This window comes from Streptomyces sp. NPDC052496 (assembly GCF_040679095.1).
Lineage (GTDB): Bacteria > Actinomycetota > Actinomycetes > Streptomycetales > Streptomycetaceae > Streptomyces.
This window is the reverse complement of the sequence record NZ_JBFAUH010000005.1, coordinates 293342-306607: the sequence shown is the minus strand read 5'-3', so window position 1 is coordinate 306607 and position 13266 is coordinate 293342. Positions and strand designations below refer to the sequence as shown.

The following is a 13266-nucleotide window of genomic DNA, read 5'->3' as shown; positions in this document are numbered from 1 at the left end:
CTGTCAATGAAGTCGTGCCGTCGGCCCGCGCAGCCCGTGAGCTGCGTGACCAAGGCATCTGCCGGGCGGCCTGCGGCACCGACAGACCTTGCGACGGAGGAGTGCAGTGGCAGCCAACGACCGGGCATCGTCGTCTGGTGGCAGGTCCGGTTGGGGGCCGCCCACCCGGAGGTCGGGCGACAGCGGCGGCACGGACGGCCTGATGCGCGCCTCGCTGAGCGCGGTGGCGCCCGGCACGGCGCTGCGGGACGGCCTGGAGCGCATTCTGCGCGGCAACACCGGCGGTCTGATCGTCCTCGGGTTCGACAAGACCGTCGAGTCGATGTGCACCGGCGGCTTCGTGCTGGACGTGGAGTTCTCGGCGACCCGGCTGCGCGAGCTGTGCAAGCTGGACGGCGCGCTGGTGCTGGACAAGGACATCACCAAGATCCTGCGGGCCGGTGTGCAGCTGGTCCCGGACGCGTCCATCCCCACCGAGGAGACCGGCACCCGGCACCGCACCGCCCAGCGCGTCTCGATACAGGCCGGTTTCCCGGTCGTCTCGGTCAGCCAGTCGATGCGGCTGATCGCGCTGTACGTGGACGGTGAGCGCCGCGTCCTGGAGGAGTCGGCGGCGATCCTCTCCCGCGCCAACCAGGCGCTGGCGACGCTGGAGCGCTACAAGCTGCGCCTGGACGAGGTGGCCGGCACCCTGTCCGCGCTGGAGATCGAGGACCTGGTCACGGTCCGGGACGTCACCGCGGTCGCGCAGCGGCTGGAGATGGTGCGCCGGATCGCCACGGAGATCGCCGAGTACGTGGTCGAGCTGGGCACGGACGGCCGGCTGCTCTCCCTCCAGCTGGACGAGCTGATCGCGGGCGTCGAGCCGGAGCGCGAGCTGGTCGCCCGTGACTATGTGCCCGAGCCGACGGCCAAGCGTTCCCGTACGGTGCCGGAGGCGCTGTCCGAGCTGGACGCGCTCAGCCACGCCGAGCTGCTGGAACTGCCCATCGTGGCCCGCGCGCTGGGCTACAGCGGCTCGCCCGAGACGCTGGACTCGGCGGTCTCGCCGCGCGGCTTCCGGCTGCTGGCGAAGGTGCCGCGGCTGCCGGGCGCCGTCATCGACCGGCTGGTCGACCACTTCGGCGGGCTGCAGAAGCTGCTCGCGGCGAGCGTGGACGACCTCCAGGCGGTGGACGGGGTCGGCGAGGCCCGCGCCCGGTCCGTACGCGAGGGCCTGTCCCGGCTGGCGGAGTCCTCGATCCTCGAACGGTACGTGTAGGGGCGCAGGGCGCGAGGCGGCCTGCCGCGTGCGGGCGCACCGACGCCCGCACGCCGCCTGTCGTCTGCCGTCTCAGGGGCCGGGCCGCGGCACCGGCTGTCAGCCCCGCAGCACCGCCTCCTCCTTCTCGGGCGCCAGTCCGATCGGGGTACGGGCCCGCAGCGGTGGCGGCCCGTCCAGCTTCTGGAGCCACGCCCAGGTGTCGGCCACCGTCTCAGCGACCGGCCGGCAGCGCAGCCCCGCCGCGTGCGCCTTGGTCACGTCGCCGCGGTGGATGGCGTCGTACAGCTCGCCCGGCGGCAGCCAGACCGGCAGTTCGGTCCACGGCGTGAGGCCGGCGGCGGCGATCTCCTCGGGCCCGTACCAGCGCAGTTCGGCGTCGGAGCCGGTGACCTCGGCACACGTCTCCAGCAGCTCGCCCATCGTGGCGTGGCCCGGCCTGCTGATGATGTTGTACGGGCCGGACAGCCCGGTCTCCGCGGCGTGCAGCACCCACTCGGCCAGGTCGCGGGCGTCGATGTACTGCAGGCCCAGGTCGCGCGGGCCGGGCGCGAGCACCGGTCCGCCGCGGGCGATGCGCGTCAGCCACCAGGGGAGCCGGCCGATGTTCTCCCAGGGGCCGAGGATCAGCCCGGCGCGGGCCAGTACCGTCCGGTCCTCGCCGAAGGCCGCCAGCGCGGCCAGTTCGCCGCCGCGCTTGTCCTCCGCGTACGCCACCGCGTCCGCGTCCGGGGAGCCCTCCACCAGCGGGCTCGCCTCGGTGTGTCCGGGCCCGGCCGGGTGCCGGTAGACCGAGCCGGTGGAGACGTACACATACCGTCCGGCCCGGCCGGCCAGCAGCCGGGCGGCGTCGCGCACCGCGGTCGGCGCCCAGGCCCAGGTGTCCACCACGGCGTCCCAGGTGCCGTCGGCGAGCGCGGCGAGGGTGGCCGGATCGGTACGGTCGCCCCGCACGACGGACGCTCCCGGCGGCGCTTCGTGCTGTCCGCGGTGGAAGACCGTCACCTGCCAGCCGCGGGCCAGCGCCGCGTCGGTGACCGCGCGTCCCACGAACTCCGTTCCGCCCAGAATCAGTAGCTTCATGGAGCCGACTGTGCCCGATCATGGGTGGCTGCGGAACGGCTGCACGCTCATAGCGCAATCCCGCCTCCCGGCCCCGGACTGCGGTACCGGGCGGACCACTTGGCGGCGGGTCAGTCCTCGGCCAGGACGAAGGACGTCCGCACCGCGTCCAGTCCGCCCACCTTGGCCTCGACCTCGTACGTACCGGGGCCGACGGCTTCGGCGGCCGGTGTCGCGCACTCCGAGGTGCTGGGCTTGCGGTCCCATTCCACGGTCCGCTGGACCGAGCCGCCCGCCGGCACCTGTACGGGCGCGGTGCCGCCGCTGCCCGGCGGGCAGTCGCCGGAGGACCAGACCCGCTCGTCGTCGGTGGGGCCGGTGATGGTGAGGGCCGCGTAGCCGCGCCCCAGGTCCACCTTGCAGGCGCTGTCGGCCGCGTTCTCTATCGTGACCTCGAACGTGGGCTTCTCGCCGGGCGCGTAGCTCTCCTTGCGGCTGCGCAGCTTCAACTCGGTGGTGGCGGGCGCGCAGTTCGCCAGCGCCGAGCCGGCCGCCACGGTGCCGCTGCCCTGCCCTATGGGGCCGCCGGCGCCCGAGGCGCCGCCGCCCGTGCCCCCGCCGGCGCCGCCCGTACCGCCGCCGCTGCCGCCCGCTCCGCCGGAGCCGCCGGTGGAGCCGCCGCTGCCGCTCGACTCGTCGCGGCCGCCCGGCTTTTGGTCGGATCCGGTGTCCGTCGCGTTCGGACCGGGCGTGATGGAGGTGGCGGGGCCCGGGCCGCCCGGGCCCTTGCCCTCGTCGCCGGTCTTCCCGCCGTTGCCGGTCCAGTTGAGGGCCCACACCACCAACAGGACGAGCACGACGAGGACGGCCAGCGCAACGGCCCTCCGCCGCCAGTAGATGGAGGAGGGAAGCGGCCCGATCGGATTGCGCAGAGATCCCACGTGGAAACTCTACGAGAGATCAGCTGTCACACCGGCCAGTACCCGCCGCACGAAGCTGCAACTTTTCACATCATCTTTCCGGAGTGGGGGTGCGGTGGCACGGGCCGCGTGGTGCCGCGACGCTCCGCGGCGGTCCGCCGCCCGGTCCGCGCCCCCCGGTCACCACAACTTTCGTCAGGGGTTTTCCGCGACGATGGTCAGATGCGGCTTTCCCGCAACAGTCCGTACCGTATGCGTTCATGTACAGCACCGATCTCTATCGCGACGTCACCGACTTCGCGCACGACACACCCGGCTGGGTCCACTCGCTGGCCGCAGGCGGTACCGAAGGCGGCATCCTGCTGCTGATGGCCCTGGCCGTACTGGGCTGGTGGCGCTCCCGGAAGGGGGAGGAGCGGCTGGTCGCGCTCGCGATCCTGGTGCCGATCGCCACGGCGGTCGCGTACCTGGTGAGTGAGATCGTCAAGAGCTTCGTGAACGAGGAGCGGCCCTGCCGGGCCGTGGCGGGCGCCGCCGCCTCCATCGTCCCGTGCCCGCCGCCGGGCGACTGGTCCTTCCCGAGCAACCACTCCACCATCGCGGCGGCGCTGGCCGTCGGCATCGTGTTCGCCTGGCGCGCACTGGCCTGGCTGGTACTGCCGATCGCCCTGCTGACCGGCTTCTCGCGGGTCTTCGTCGGTGCGCACTACCCGCACGACGTGGTGGCCGGCCTGGCGCTGGGCACCCTGACCGCCACGCTGTGCGTGACGCTGTTCGCCGGGCCGCTGACCTCCCTGGTCATACGCCTGGGCGCGGGGCGCTGGAAGATATTGGTGCGCGCCTGACCGTCTCCCCGGAGACAGGGGCGCCCCTCGGGGTGCCCCGGGCCCGGCCCGTGCCACGCGGTCACGGCGCGTGCCGCTCGGTCACGGCGCGTGCCACTCCTCCTTGTGCCCGAAGCCGCGGCCGTTGTCGATCAACCGCAGCCATTCCGGGCGGACTTCCCAGAGCGCGGTGCGTTCCAGCGCCGCGGTGAGCCGGTCGTCGGCCGCGACGAACGGGAAGCGCTCCAGATACGTACGCCACCCGGCCGCGCGGTCCGCGCCCGCCAGCCGGTGGCAGCGGCCCCGGCCCTGCACCCCCGTCAGCGCGGACCACTCCTGGCCGTCGCGCTGGGCCGTGAAGGCGACGCGGGCGCCGCTTCCGGCGTCGGCGGCCCGGGCGAAGGCCCGGCCGTGCCGGGTCGACTCGGCAGTGACCAGCACGAGCGAGGGCGCCGGCCCGTCCGCTGTGGCGTAGAGCACGGCGCACGCCTGCGGCCCTTCGTCGTCGGTGTACGCGAGGGTCAGCGTCGTGTGTGCGGCCAGGGCCCGGCGGATCGCGTCCGGGCAGTCGTCTGCGGTGGTCATCGCGGCTCTCCCGCCGGTCTCGTCGGTCCCGTCGGCATCCACATCGTGGGGACGGGTCATGGGGACATCCTCGCCTCCCGTTCCCGCGAGCGGGTGGGCACGTCGTGGCGCGCGCCCGGTGCGTTTCACGGCGGAGCGCCGTCGTGCCAGGATCGGCAGTGCCATGACTTCCACTCCTGCCGCCACCGGCACCGCCGCTGTCACCGCCGCCGACGAAGCCGCCGAAGGGGCCCGGCTGCACGGCCCCGTCACCGACTGGTTCGACGAGCACGCCCGCGATCTGCCCTGGCGCCGCCCCGAGGCGGGCGCCTGGGGCGTGATGGTGAGCGAGTTCATGCTGCAGCAGACGCCGGTCAGCAGAGTGCTGCCGGTGTACGAACAGTGGCTCGCGCGCTGGCCGCGCCCCGCCGACCTGGCCGCCGAGCCGCCCGGGGAAGCGGTGCGCGCCTGGGGCCGCCTCGGTTATCCGCGGCGCGCGCTGCGCCTGCACGCCGCCGCCTCCGCCATACAGGAACGTCACGGCGGTGACGTTCCGCGCGAGCACGCCCAGCTTCTCGCACTGCCGGGCGTCGGGGAGTACACGGCGGCGGCCGTGGCGTCCTTCGCGTACGGGCAGCGCCACGCCGTACTGGACACCAACGTCCGCCGGGTGTTCGCGCGCGCCGTCAGCGGCCGGCAGTACCCACCGAACGCCACCACCGCCGCCGAACGCAAGCTGGCCCGCGCGCTGCTGCCCCAGGACGAGGAGACGGCCGCCAAGTGGGCCGCCGCCACAATGGAGCTGGGCGCGCTGGTGTGCACCGCCCGCGGCCCGGAGTGTGTGCGCTGCCCGATCTCCGCGCAGTGCGCCTGGCGGCTGGCGGGTTCGCCCGCCCACGACGGCCCGCCGCGCCGCGGACAGACGTACGCCGGTACGGACCGCCAGGTGCGCGGCAAGCTCCTCGCCGTACTGCGGGAAGCCGTCGGTGCCGTGCCGCAGGCCGTACTGGACACGGTGTGGGACGAGCCGGTGCAGCGCGCGCGAGCGCTCGACGGTCTCGTCTCCGACGGCCTGGTGGAGCCGCTGCCGGGCGGCATGTACCGCCTGCCGCTCGGCCGCGGCACGTCCTGACGGTTCTGATGGCGGGCCGTTACAGCCTTGTGTGACAGCGGCATGACGGCCGTGTGTGACGGCCGCGGTCAACGGCGCCGTGCGGCCGTATGTGACGGCCGTATGTGACAGCTGCACGACGGCCGCGTGTGACAGCAGCGTGCCGACGCGCGCCCCGGCACCAGGCTTTCGGGACATCTCCTGGCTTTTCGGCCGCCTCCGCTGTCCCTCGGGAGGATGACCCTTCGGGGGCTCCGGTCAGCCGGAGGTATGACCCCCAGCGGGCTGTTACACAACCGACGGTTTTCCGTGCACTCCCTGTGGGGCCCACGCACATTACGCCGCAACACCCCCTCCGTAGCGTCTTCCTCGTGCTGGAGATGACTGCCGGCACGGTCAACGTGGGGAATCGCAAGCGGATCGGAGGCGTCGGGATGGCGACCAGCGGCGGCAAGGTACTGGACTTCGAAGAGTACGTGCGGACGCGGCAGGAGGCCCTGCTGCGCAGCGCCCGGCGCCTGGTACCCGACCCGGTCGACGCCCAGGACCTGCTCCAGACGGCCCTGGTCCGCACGTACGGGCGCTGGGACGGCATCGCCGACAAGTCCCTGGCCGACGCCTACCTGCGCCGCGTCATGATCAACACGCGGACGGAGTGGTGGCGCGCCCGCAAGCTGGAGGAGGTGCCCACTGAGCAGCTCCCGGACGCCAGCGTCGACGACGGCACCGAGCAGCGCGCCGACCGGGCGCTGCTGATGGACATCCTCGGGGTGCTCGCGCCCAAGCAGCGCAGCGTCGTCGTGCTGCGACACTGGGAGCAGATGAGCACGGAGGAGACCGCGGCGGCGCTGGGCATGTCCACCGGTACGGTCAAGAGCACACTGCACCGGGCCCTGGCCCGGCTGCGCCAGGAGCTGGAGAATCGCGACATCGACGCGCGGATGCTGGAGCGCGGCGAGCAGGAGCGGGAGCGGTGCGCGGCCTGACCGGCTGCGGTACCGGTGGCTTAGCCAGAGGGACTGTGAGCGGGAGCGGTTTGACCAGGAACAGGCCGGCCGGAAGCAGGCCGGCCCAGAGCACGCCGGCCGGGCCCCCGCCGGCCGGCGCCGCCGTGCCCGGGACGGCACCGGCCCGGTCCGTCCGCCGGGGCATCGGGCGGGCCACCGGCTGGCGCGCCGGGTCCGGGCGGAGCGCCGTCCGGCGGTCCCGGCCGGGCAGCCCCGGACCGGATCACCCGGCCCCCGAGCGGGGACGGCGCAAACCCGTGGCCCGGTCCCGGCGGACCAGGGCTCTTCGGACGAGCGGCGGAGCGGCCGTCGCGGGGATGGCCGCCCTCTCGCTGTTGCTGGCCGGCTGCAATCCCGGCGGCGAGGGCGTCCGCACCGAGGGCACGGCCAGCAGCACCCCGGCGCCCACGAACCGGTCAGCCCGCGCGACCTCCCCGTCCCCCTCGGCGTCGGCCTCGTACCAGAAGGTCGACGCGGTGGAGCTGATGAAGCACGACCCGAAGGTCGGCGCCGACGTCAAGAAGTCCCTCGGGAAGCCGTGCGCGGCCGAGGAGTACCCGGTCGAGGTCACCTACGCCTCGCTCACCCACGGCAAGGCCCCCGACGTCGTGGTGAACGTGATGACGTGCGCGGACTCGGTCGGCATCGGCTCCTACGTCTACCGTAAGCAGGGCGGGTCGTACGAGAACGTCTTCGCCGACGAGCAGCCGTCGGTGTACGCGGGCGTCAACAAGGGCGAACTGGAGATCTCCAAGCAGACCTACAACACCGGCGACAAGGTGTGCTGCGCTTCCGGCGAGGATGTGATGACCTACCGCTGGACGGGCAGCCGCTTCGTCGAGTACGCCCGGTACCACACCGACTACAGCAACACCGGGAACACGGAGTCCGCGTCCCCGGAACCGGCACCGGAGGATTGAGAACACCGCATGGCCGATACCCATGTGCTCTTCGTCGAGGACGACGACGTCATCCGCGAGGCGACCCAGCTCGCCCTGGAGCGGGACGGCTTCGTGGTCACCGCGATGCCCGACGGCCTGGCGGGGCTGGAGGCGTTCCGCGCCGACCGGCCCGACATCGCCCTGCTGGACGTGATGGTTCCGGGCCTGGACGGCGTCAGCCTGTGCCGGCGCATCCGGGACGAGTCGACCGTGCCGGTGATCATGCTGTCCGCGCGGGCCGACTCCATCGACGTGGTGCTGGGCCTGGAGGCCGGCGCCGACGATTACGTCACCAAGCCGTTCGACGGCGCCGTGCTGGTGGCCCGCATCCGCGCGGTGCTGCGCCGCTTCGGGCACGCCTCGGGGCCGGACGGCGGGAGCGCCGCCGCCACGGAGGCGGCCGCGTCCGCCGAGGCGGTGCTGCGCTTCGGTGACCTGGAGGTCGACACGGAGGGCATGGAGGTGCGCAAAGGCGGTCAGCCGGTCGCGCTGACCCCCACCGAAATGCGCCTGCTGCTGGAGTTCTCGAACTCGCCCGGTACGGTCCTCTCCCGCGACCGGCTGCTGGAGCGGGTGTGGGACTACGGCTGGGGCGGCGACACCCGGGTCGTGGACGTCCACGTCCAGCGGCTGCGCGGCAAGATCGGCCAGGACCGGATCGAGACGGTCCGCGGCTTCGGTTACAAGCTGAGAGGCTGACTCCTGCGGTGGTCAGGCTCGCCCTGCGGACGGGGCTGAGGTGGAAGCTCAGCGCCGCGATCGCGCTCGTCGGAGCGCTGGTCGCGATCGCGCTGAGCCTTGTCGTGCACAACGCGGCCCGCGGCTCGATGCTGGACAACAGCCGCGACGTGCAGACCGAGCGCCTCAACTTCACGCAGAAGATCTACGAATCCACCCACCAGCTGCGCTTCGGCGCCAAGCTGGACGACCCGGCACTGCCCAAGGAGCTGCGGGACGAGGTCACCAAGGGCAAGCGGGCGACCTACCTGGAGGACACCGGCCAGACCACGCCCAAGGTGTGGGCCGCGGCGCCGGTCGCGGGCGGCCGGGTGCTGTCCATCCAGGGCTACTTCCCCGACCGGTTCGCCGTCCTGGACGACCTTGACCAGGCGCTGCTGATCGGCTCGACGGCGGTCGTGGTCGGCGGCTGCGCGCTCGGCGTGCTGATCGGCGGACGGCTGTCCAAGCGGCTGCGCGCCGCCGCGGCGGCGGCCGGCAAGCTGGCCGACGGCGACACCTCCGTACGCATCCGCGACGAGGTCGGCGGCCGCATCCGGGACGAGACGGACGACCTGGCCTGGGCGGTGGACGCGATGTCCGACGCGCTCCAGAAGCGCATCGAGGCGGAGCGCCGGGTGACCGCCGACATCGCCCACGAGCTGCGCACCCCGGTCACCGGGCTGCTCACCGCGGCCGAGCTGCTGCCGCCGGGCCGCCCCTCGGAGCTGGTACGGGACCGGGCCCAGGCGATGCGCACCCTCGTCGAGGACGTGCTGGAGGTGGCCCGGCTGGACGGTTACGCGGAGCGGGCCGAGCTCCAGGACGTGCCGCTCGGCGAGTTCGTCACCCGGCGGGTGCGGGCGCTGAACTCCGACATCAAGGTGGAGATCCTGCGGGACGCCGAGGTCTCCACCGACCCGCGGCGCCTGGAACGCATCCTGGGCAACCTGATCGCCAACGCGGCCCGGCACGGCAAGCCGCCGATCGAGGTCACCGTCGAAGGGCGCGTGGTGCGCGTGCGCGACCACGGCACCGGTTTCCCGGAGGCCCTGCTGCGCGAGGGCCCCAGCCGCTTCCGCACCGGCAGCAGCGACCGGTCCGGGCGCGGGCACGGGCTCGGCCTGACCATCGCGGCGGGCCAGGCCCGGGTGCTGGGCGCCCGGCTGACCTTCCGCAACGCGGACGAGCTGACGGACGGCTCGACCGGCGCGGTGTCCGTGCTGTGGCTGCCGGAGAACGCGCCGACGAACACGGGCAGCTTCCCGGTGATCCAGCTGCCGGACCGGTGACGGGCGGCGGCCGCCCGGCCGCCCCGGCCCGCCGTCCTCGGCGCGGCGGTCACTCCCCGCACTCCCCCCAGTCCTTGCCCAGGTCGAGCTGTTCGTTGCGCTGGGTCAGCGAGAACCAGTTGCCGGAGTCGTCACGGAAGATCGCCTCGGTGCCGTACGGGCGCTCCTGCGGCTCCTGGAGGAACTCCACGCCCTTGGCCTTCAGCGCCGCGTAATCGGCCAGGACGTCGTCCGTGGCCAGCACTCCGGCACCCATCAGCCCCTTGCTCACCAGCTGCCGCAGCATCCCGCCGGACTCCGGGTCCATGCCGGGCGGGCCGGGGACCATCAGGGTCAGCTCCACCTCCGGCTGGTCCTTGGCGCCGACGGTCAGCCAGCGCATGCCGTCCTCGCCGCCCATCCGCATGTCCGTGCGGACTTCCAGCCCGAGCTTCTCCGTGTAGAACTCCTTCGCCCGGTCCTGGTCGAGAACCCAGACCGTGGTGATGGCGATTCCCTTGATCATGGCGTGCCTCCGTTGCTCCGTGCTCGGTCCTCTTCACCGTAGGCAGCCCGTCCGCTACCCGCCTTCTTGAGAATTGCGGTCCTCCGGGGCCGGCCCGTCGCGGGTCTCGAACGACTTGAAGCCGCCGGACCACAGCAGGGCGTAGCAGCCCGGTATCAGCCCGGCGCCCTGCCCCACATGCCGCTGCCGGTACGCGCTCGGCGTCAGTCCGGTCCGCTCCTTGAACCGCGCGGAGAAGGTGCCGAGGCTGCCGAAGCCGACCAGCCAGCAGATCTCGGTCACCGACAGATCGGCCGTACGCAGCAGCTCCTCGGCCCGCTCGATCCGGCGGCGGCTCAGGTACTGGCCGGGGGTCAGGCCGTACACCTGCTTGAAGGCGCGGATGAAGTGGAAGCGCGAATACCCGGCGTGTGCCGCCACCGCGTCCAGGTCCAGCGGCGCGGCCCAGTCGCGGTCCATCGCGTCCTTCGCCAGCCGCAGCTGCCGCAGCCGCGCGAGCGGCACCGGGGCCGTGGCGCCGCCACCCGCGCGCCCGCCCTGCCGCCTGTCCCCCGCCTCGTCGCCGTTCATGTTCCGATGCTGGCACGGACCACTGACAACGGCCGGGCGGCAGCCGCCCGGCCGTGCGCCCGGCGGCCGCACCCCGTACGCCAGTGGCCCCCGGCACGTACGCCGGGGGCCACTGAGCAGGAGTTTTCCCTGTTCGGATCAGACGGTTTCCGCCACGGGAGCCTTGCTCGCCGGAGCCGCGCCGCCGTCCTGCGGGCCCTCGGCCGGCTTGGCGGGGCCGCCGCGCAGCGGCACCTCCTTGAGGAACCAGGCCGCGGCGAAGCCGATGACGCTGATCAGCGCGCCCCACACGAAGACCTGGTGGGTGCCGCCGGAGACCGCGTGCATGTACGCGTCCTTGACCGCGGCGGGCAGCTTTTCCAGGGCCTTCGGGTCCATCTGGCCGCCGCCGGCGGTCGCACCGGCACCCGCGGCGCCGAGCCGCTCGGTCATCACGTCCGTCACCCGGTTGTTGAAGATCGCTCCGAAGATCGCGACACCGAAGGAACCGCCGATCGTACGGAAGAGGGTGGCGGACGAGGAGCCGACGCCCATGTCCTTCATCTCGACGCTGTTCTGCGCGATCAGCATCGTGGTCTGCATCAGGAAGCCCATGCCGGCGCCGAGCACCGCCATGTACAGACCCGAGGTGAAGCGGGTGGTGCCGATGTCCATCAGGGACAGCAGGCCGAGCCCCGCGGTGATCAGCGCGCCGCCGCCCACCACGAAGATCTTGTACTTGCCGGTGTTGGTGGTGACCCGGCCCGCGACCAGCGAGACGGCCATCATGGCGAGCAGCATCGGCAGGAGCAGCAGCCCGGAGTTGGTGGCCGAGGCGCCCTGCACGGTCTGCTGGAACAGCGGCAGGAACGTCATCGAGCCGAACATCACGAAGCCGACCAGGAAGCCGATCACCGTGACGAGGCTGAAGTTGCTGTTGCGGAAGATGTGCAGTGGCAGCACGGGCTCGCGGACCTTGGTCTCGGTGAAGACGAAGGCCAGCAGGGCGACGACGCCGACCGCGCCGAGGCCGATGATCTGGCCCGACAGCCAGTCGTACTCGGTGCCGCCCCAGGTGGTGATCAGGACCAGCGCGGTGATGCCGACGGTGAGCAGGACGGCGCCCACGTAGTCGATGCGGGCCTGCGACCGCTTCTTGGGCAGGTGCAGCACCGCCGTCACCATGACCAGGGCGATCGCGCCCAGCGGCAGGTTGATGTAGAAGCTCCAGCGCCAGCCGAGGTGGTCGGTGATGGTGCCGCCGACCAGCGGTCCGCCGATCATCGCGACGGCCATGACGCCGGCCATCATGCCCTGGTACTTGCCGCGCTCGCGCGGCGGGATCAGGTCACCGATGATCGCCATGACGCCGACCATCAGACCGCCCGCGCCCAGGCCCTGTACGGCGCGGAAGCCGATCAGCTGGCCCATGTCCTGGGCCATGCCGGACAGCGCCGAACCGATCAGGAAGATCACGATGGACGTCAGGAAGACGCCCTTACGGCCGTAAAGGTCGCCCAGTTTGCCCCAGATCGGGGTCGAGGCGGCGGTCGCGAGCGTGTACGCGGTCACCACCCAGGACAGGTGGCTCAGCCCGCCCAGTTCGCCCACGATCGTCGGCATCGCCGTACCCACGATCATGTTGTCCAGCATCGCGAGCAGCATCGCGATCATCAGCGCGAACAGCACCACGCGGACGCTGGCCGGCTGCTTCCCCCCGGAGTCCGCCGGTTTCGGTATCTCCCCCGTCGGGGTCGCTTTCGTCTGCGACATCCCCATTTTTGCTTCTCCCACTTACTTGCCGCCCGGCTAGTTCAGTACAGTGCAGTAAGGTAGCCACCAACTAGCCGGGCGTCAAGTAAGTTAATCTGCGAGCCCTCCGACCCCGGCCTGGACGATCGACGCAGGAGAACAGCAGCATGGGCACACCGCACCCGCGCAGGGGCAACACCCGCCAGCGCATTCAGGACGTCGCCCTGGAGCTGTTCGCCGAGCAGGGGTACGAGAAGACCTCGCTGCGCGAGATCGCCGAGCGGCTGGAGGTCACCAAGGCCGCGCTGTACTACCACTTCAAGACCAAGGAAGACATCGTCATCGGCCTCTTCCAGGACCTGGCCCGGCCGATCGACGACCTGATCGAGTGGGCCGGTACGCAGCCGCGCACCCTGGAGACCAAGCAGGAGATCCTGCGCCGCTACAGCGAGGCCCTGCGCTCCGCCGAGCCCCTGTTCCGCTTCATGCAGGAGAACCAGGCGGCCGTCCGGGACCTGAGCATCGGCGAGACCTTCAAGCAGCGGATGATCCGGCTCACCGGGCTGCTCAGGGAGCCGGATGCGGAGCTGACGGACCAGGTCCGCTGCATCACCGCGATCTTCTCGATGCACGCGGGCCTGTTCGCCATGCAGAACCTCGAAGGCGACCCCGAGGACAAGCGCAAGGCCATCCTGGAGGTCGCCACCGAACTGGTCACCGCGGCCCAGCCGCCGGCCCTCGGTTAGGGCCGTCCGGCGGTC

The 13266-nt window shown here is 72.3% G+C and carries 14 protein-coding genes; 8 read left to right on the top strand and 6 right to left on the bottom strand.

Annotated elements, in window-relative coordinates; all coding sequences use genetic code 11:
• Positions 1-202: 202 nt before the first annotated feature.
• Complete coding sequence (gene disA, locus AB0L45_RS10235) at positions 203-1261, top strand: DNA integrity scanning diadenylate cyclase DisA (RefSeq protein WP_003982995.1); 1059 nt, start codon at positions 203-205, stop codon at positions 1259-1261.
• 99 nt (positions 1262-1360) lie between these two features.
• On the opposite strand, the gene AB0L45_RS10230 is transcribed toward disA, so the two are convergent.
• A complete protein-coding gene (locus AB0L45_RS10230; protein ID WP_365838013.1) occupies positions 1361-2344 on the bottom strand; it encodes an NAD-dependent epimerase/dehydratase family protein in 984 nt (327 codons plus the stop codon).
• Between the two features lie 110 nt (positions 2345-2454).
• Positions 2455-3264, bottom strand: a complete 810-nt coding sequence (locus tag AB0L45_RS10225; RefSeq protein WP_365838011.1) for a hypothetical protein — start codon at positions 3262-3264, stop codon at positions 2455-2457.
• A 239-nt stretch (positions 3265-3503) separates the two neighbouring features.
• Between AB0L45_RS10225 and AB0L45_RS10220 the strand changes: the two genes are divergently transcribed.
• Positions 3504-4088, top strand: coding sequence for a phosphatase PAP2 family protein (locus AB0L45_RS10220; RefSeq protein WP_365838009.1), 585 nt, complete (start codon positions 3504-3506; stop codon positions 4086-4088).
• Between the two features lie 81 nt (positions 4089-4169).
• On the opposite strand, the gene AB0L45_RS10215 is transcribed toward AB0L45_RS10220, so the two are convergent.
• Complete coding sequence (locus AB0L45_RS10215) at positions 4170-4712, bottom strand: pyridoxamine 5'-phosphate oxidase (RefSeq protein WP_365838007.1); 543 nt, start codon at positions 4710-4712, stop codon at positions 4170-4172.
• Between the two features lie 103 nt (positions 4713-4815).
• Here AB0L45_RS10215 and AB0L45_RS10210 point away from each other — a divergent pair, with 103 nt between their 5' ends.
• The 5 genes from AB0L45_RS10210 to cseC all read left to right on the top strand — a co-directional run bounded on the left by AB0L45_RS10210 (position 4816) and on the right by cseC (position 9699).
• Positions 4816-5763: an A/G-specific adenine glycosylase gene (locus tag AB0L45_RS10210; RefSeq protein ID WP_365838005.1), complete on the top strand. Its 948-nt coding sequence runs from the start codon at positions 4816-4818 to the stop codon at positions 5761-5763.
• Between the two features lie 413 nt (positions 5764-6176).
• Positions 6177-6728, top strand: coding sequence for a SigE family RNA polymerase sigma factor (locus AB0L45_RS10205; protein WP_030023568.1), 552 nt, complete (start codon positions 6177-6179; stop codon positions 6726-6728).
• Positions 6729-7066: 338 nt separating this feature from the next.
• Positions 7067-7669: a hypothetical protein gene (locus tag AB0L45_RS10200; protein ID WP_365838003.1), complete on the top strand. Its 603-nt coding sequence runs from the start codon at positions 7067-7069 to the stop codon at positions 7667-7669.
• A gap of 9 nt (positions 7670-7678) precedes the next feature.
• The gene (gene cseB, locus AB0L45_RS10195; RefSeq protein ID WP_365838001.1) at positions 7679-8389 is read left to right on the top strand and encodes a two-component system response regulator CseB; all 711 of its coding nucleotides are present in this window, start codon (positions 7679-7681) and stop codon (positions 8387-8389) included.
• Positions 8390-8397: 8 nt separating this feature from the next.
• Positions 8398-9699 (top strand): two-component system sensor histidine kinase CseC, encoded by a 1302-nt coding sequence (cseC, locus tag AB0L45_RS10190; RefSeq protein ID WP_365837999.1) that lies wholly within the window; start codon positions 8398-8400, stop codon positions 9697-9699.
• 49 nt (positions 9700-9748) lie between these two features.
• On the opposite strand, the gene AB0L45_RS10185 is transcribed toward cseC, so the two are convergent.
• From AB0L45_RS10185 to AB0L45_RS10175, 3 genes are all read right to left on the bottom strand, one after another.
• Entirely contained in the window at positions 9749-10204 is a 456-nt protein-coding gene (locus AB0L45_RS10185; protein WP_365837997.1) for a VOC family protein, read from the bottom strand.
• A 54-nt stretch (positions 10205-10258) separates the two neighbouring features.
• Positions 10259-10663 (bottom strand): helix-turn-helix transcriptional regulator, encoded by a 405-nt coding sequence (locus AB0L45_RS10180; protein WP_365838081.1) that lies wholly within the window; start codon positions 10661-10663, stop codon positions 10259-10261.
• Between the two features lie 249 nt (positions 10664-10912).
• Positions 10913-12532 (bottom strand): MDR family MFS transporter, encoded by a 1620-nt coding sequence (locus AB0L45_RS10175; RefSeq protein WP_365837995.1) that lies wholly within the window; start codon positions 12530-12532, stop codon positions 10913-10915.
• A 140-nt stretch (positions 12533-12672) separates the two neighbouring features.
• Between AB0L45_RS10175 and AB0L45_RS10170 the strand changes: the two genes are divergently transcribed.
• Positions 12673-13251, top strand: a complete 579-nt coding sequence (locus AB0L45_RS10170) for a helix-turn-helix domain-containing protein (RefSeq protein ID WP_365837993.1) — start codon at positions 12673-12675, stop codon at positions 13249-13251.
• Positions 13252-13266 lie beyond the last annotated feature (15 nt).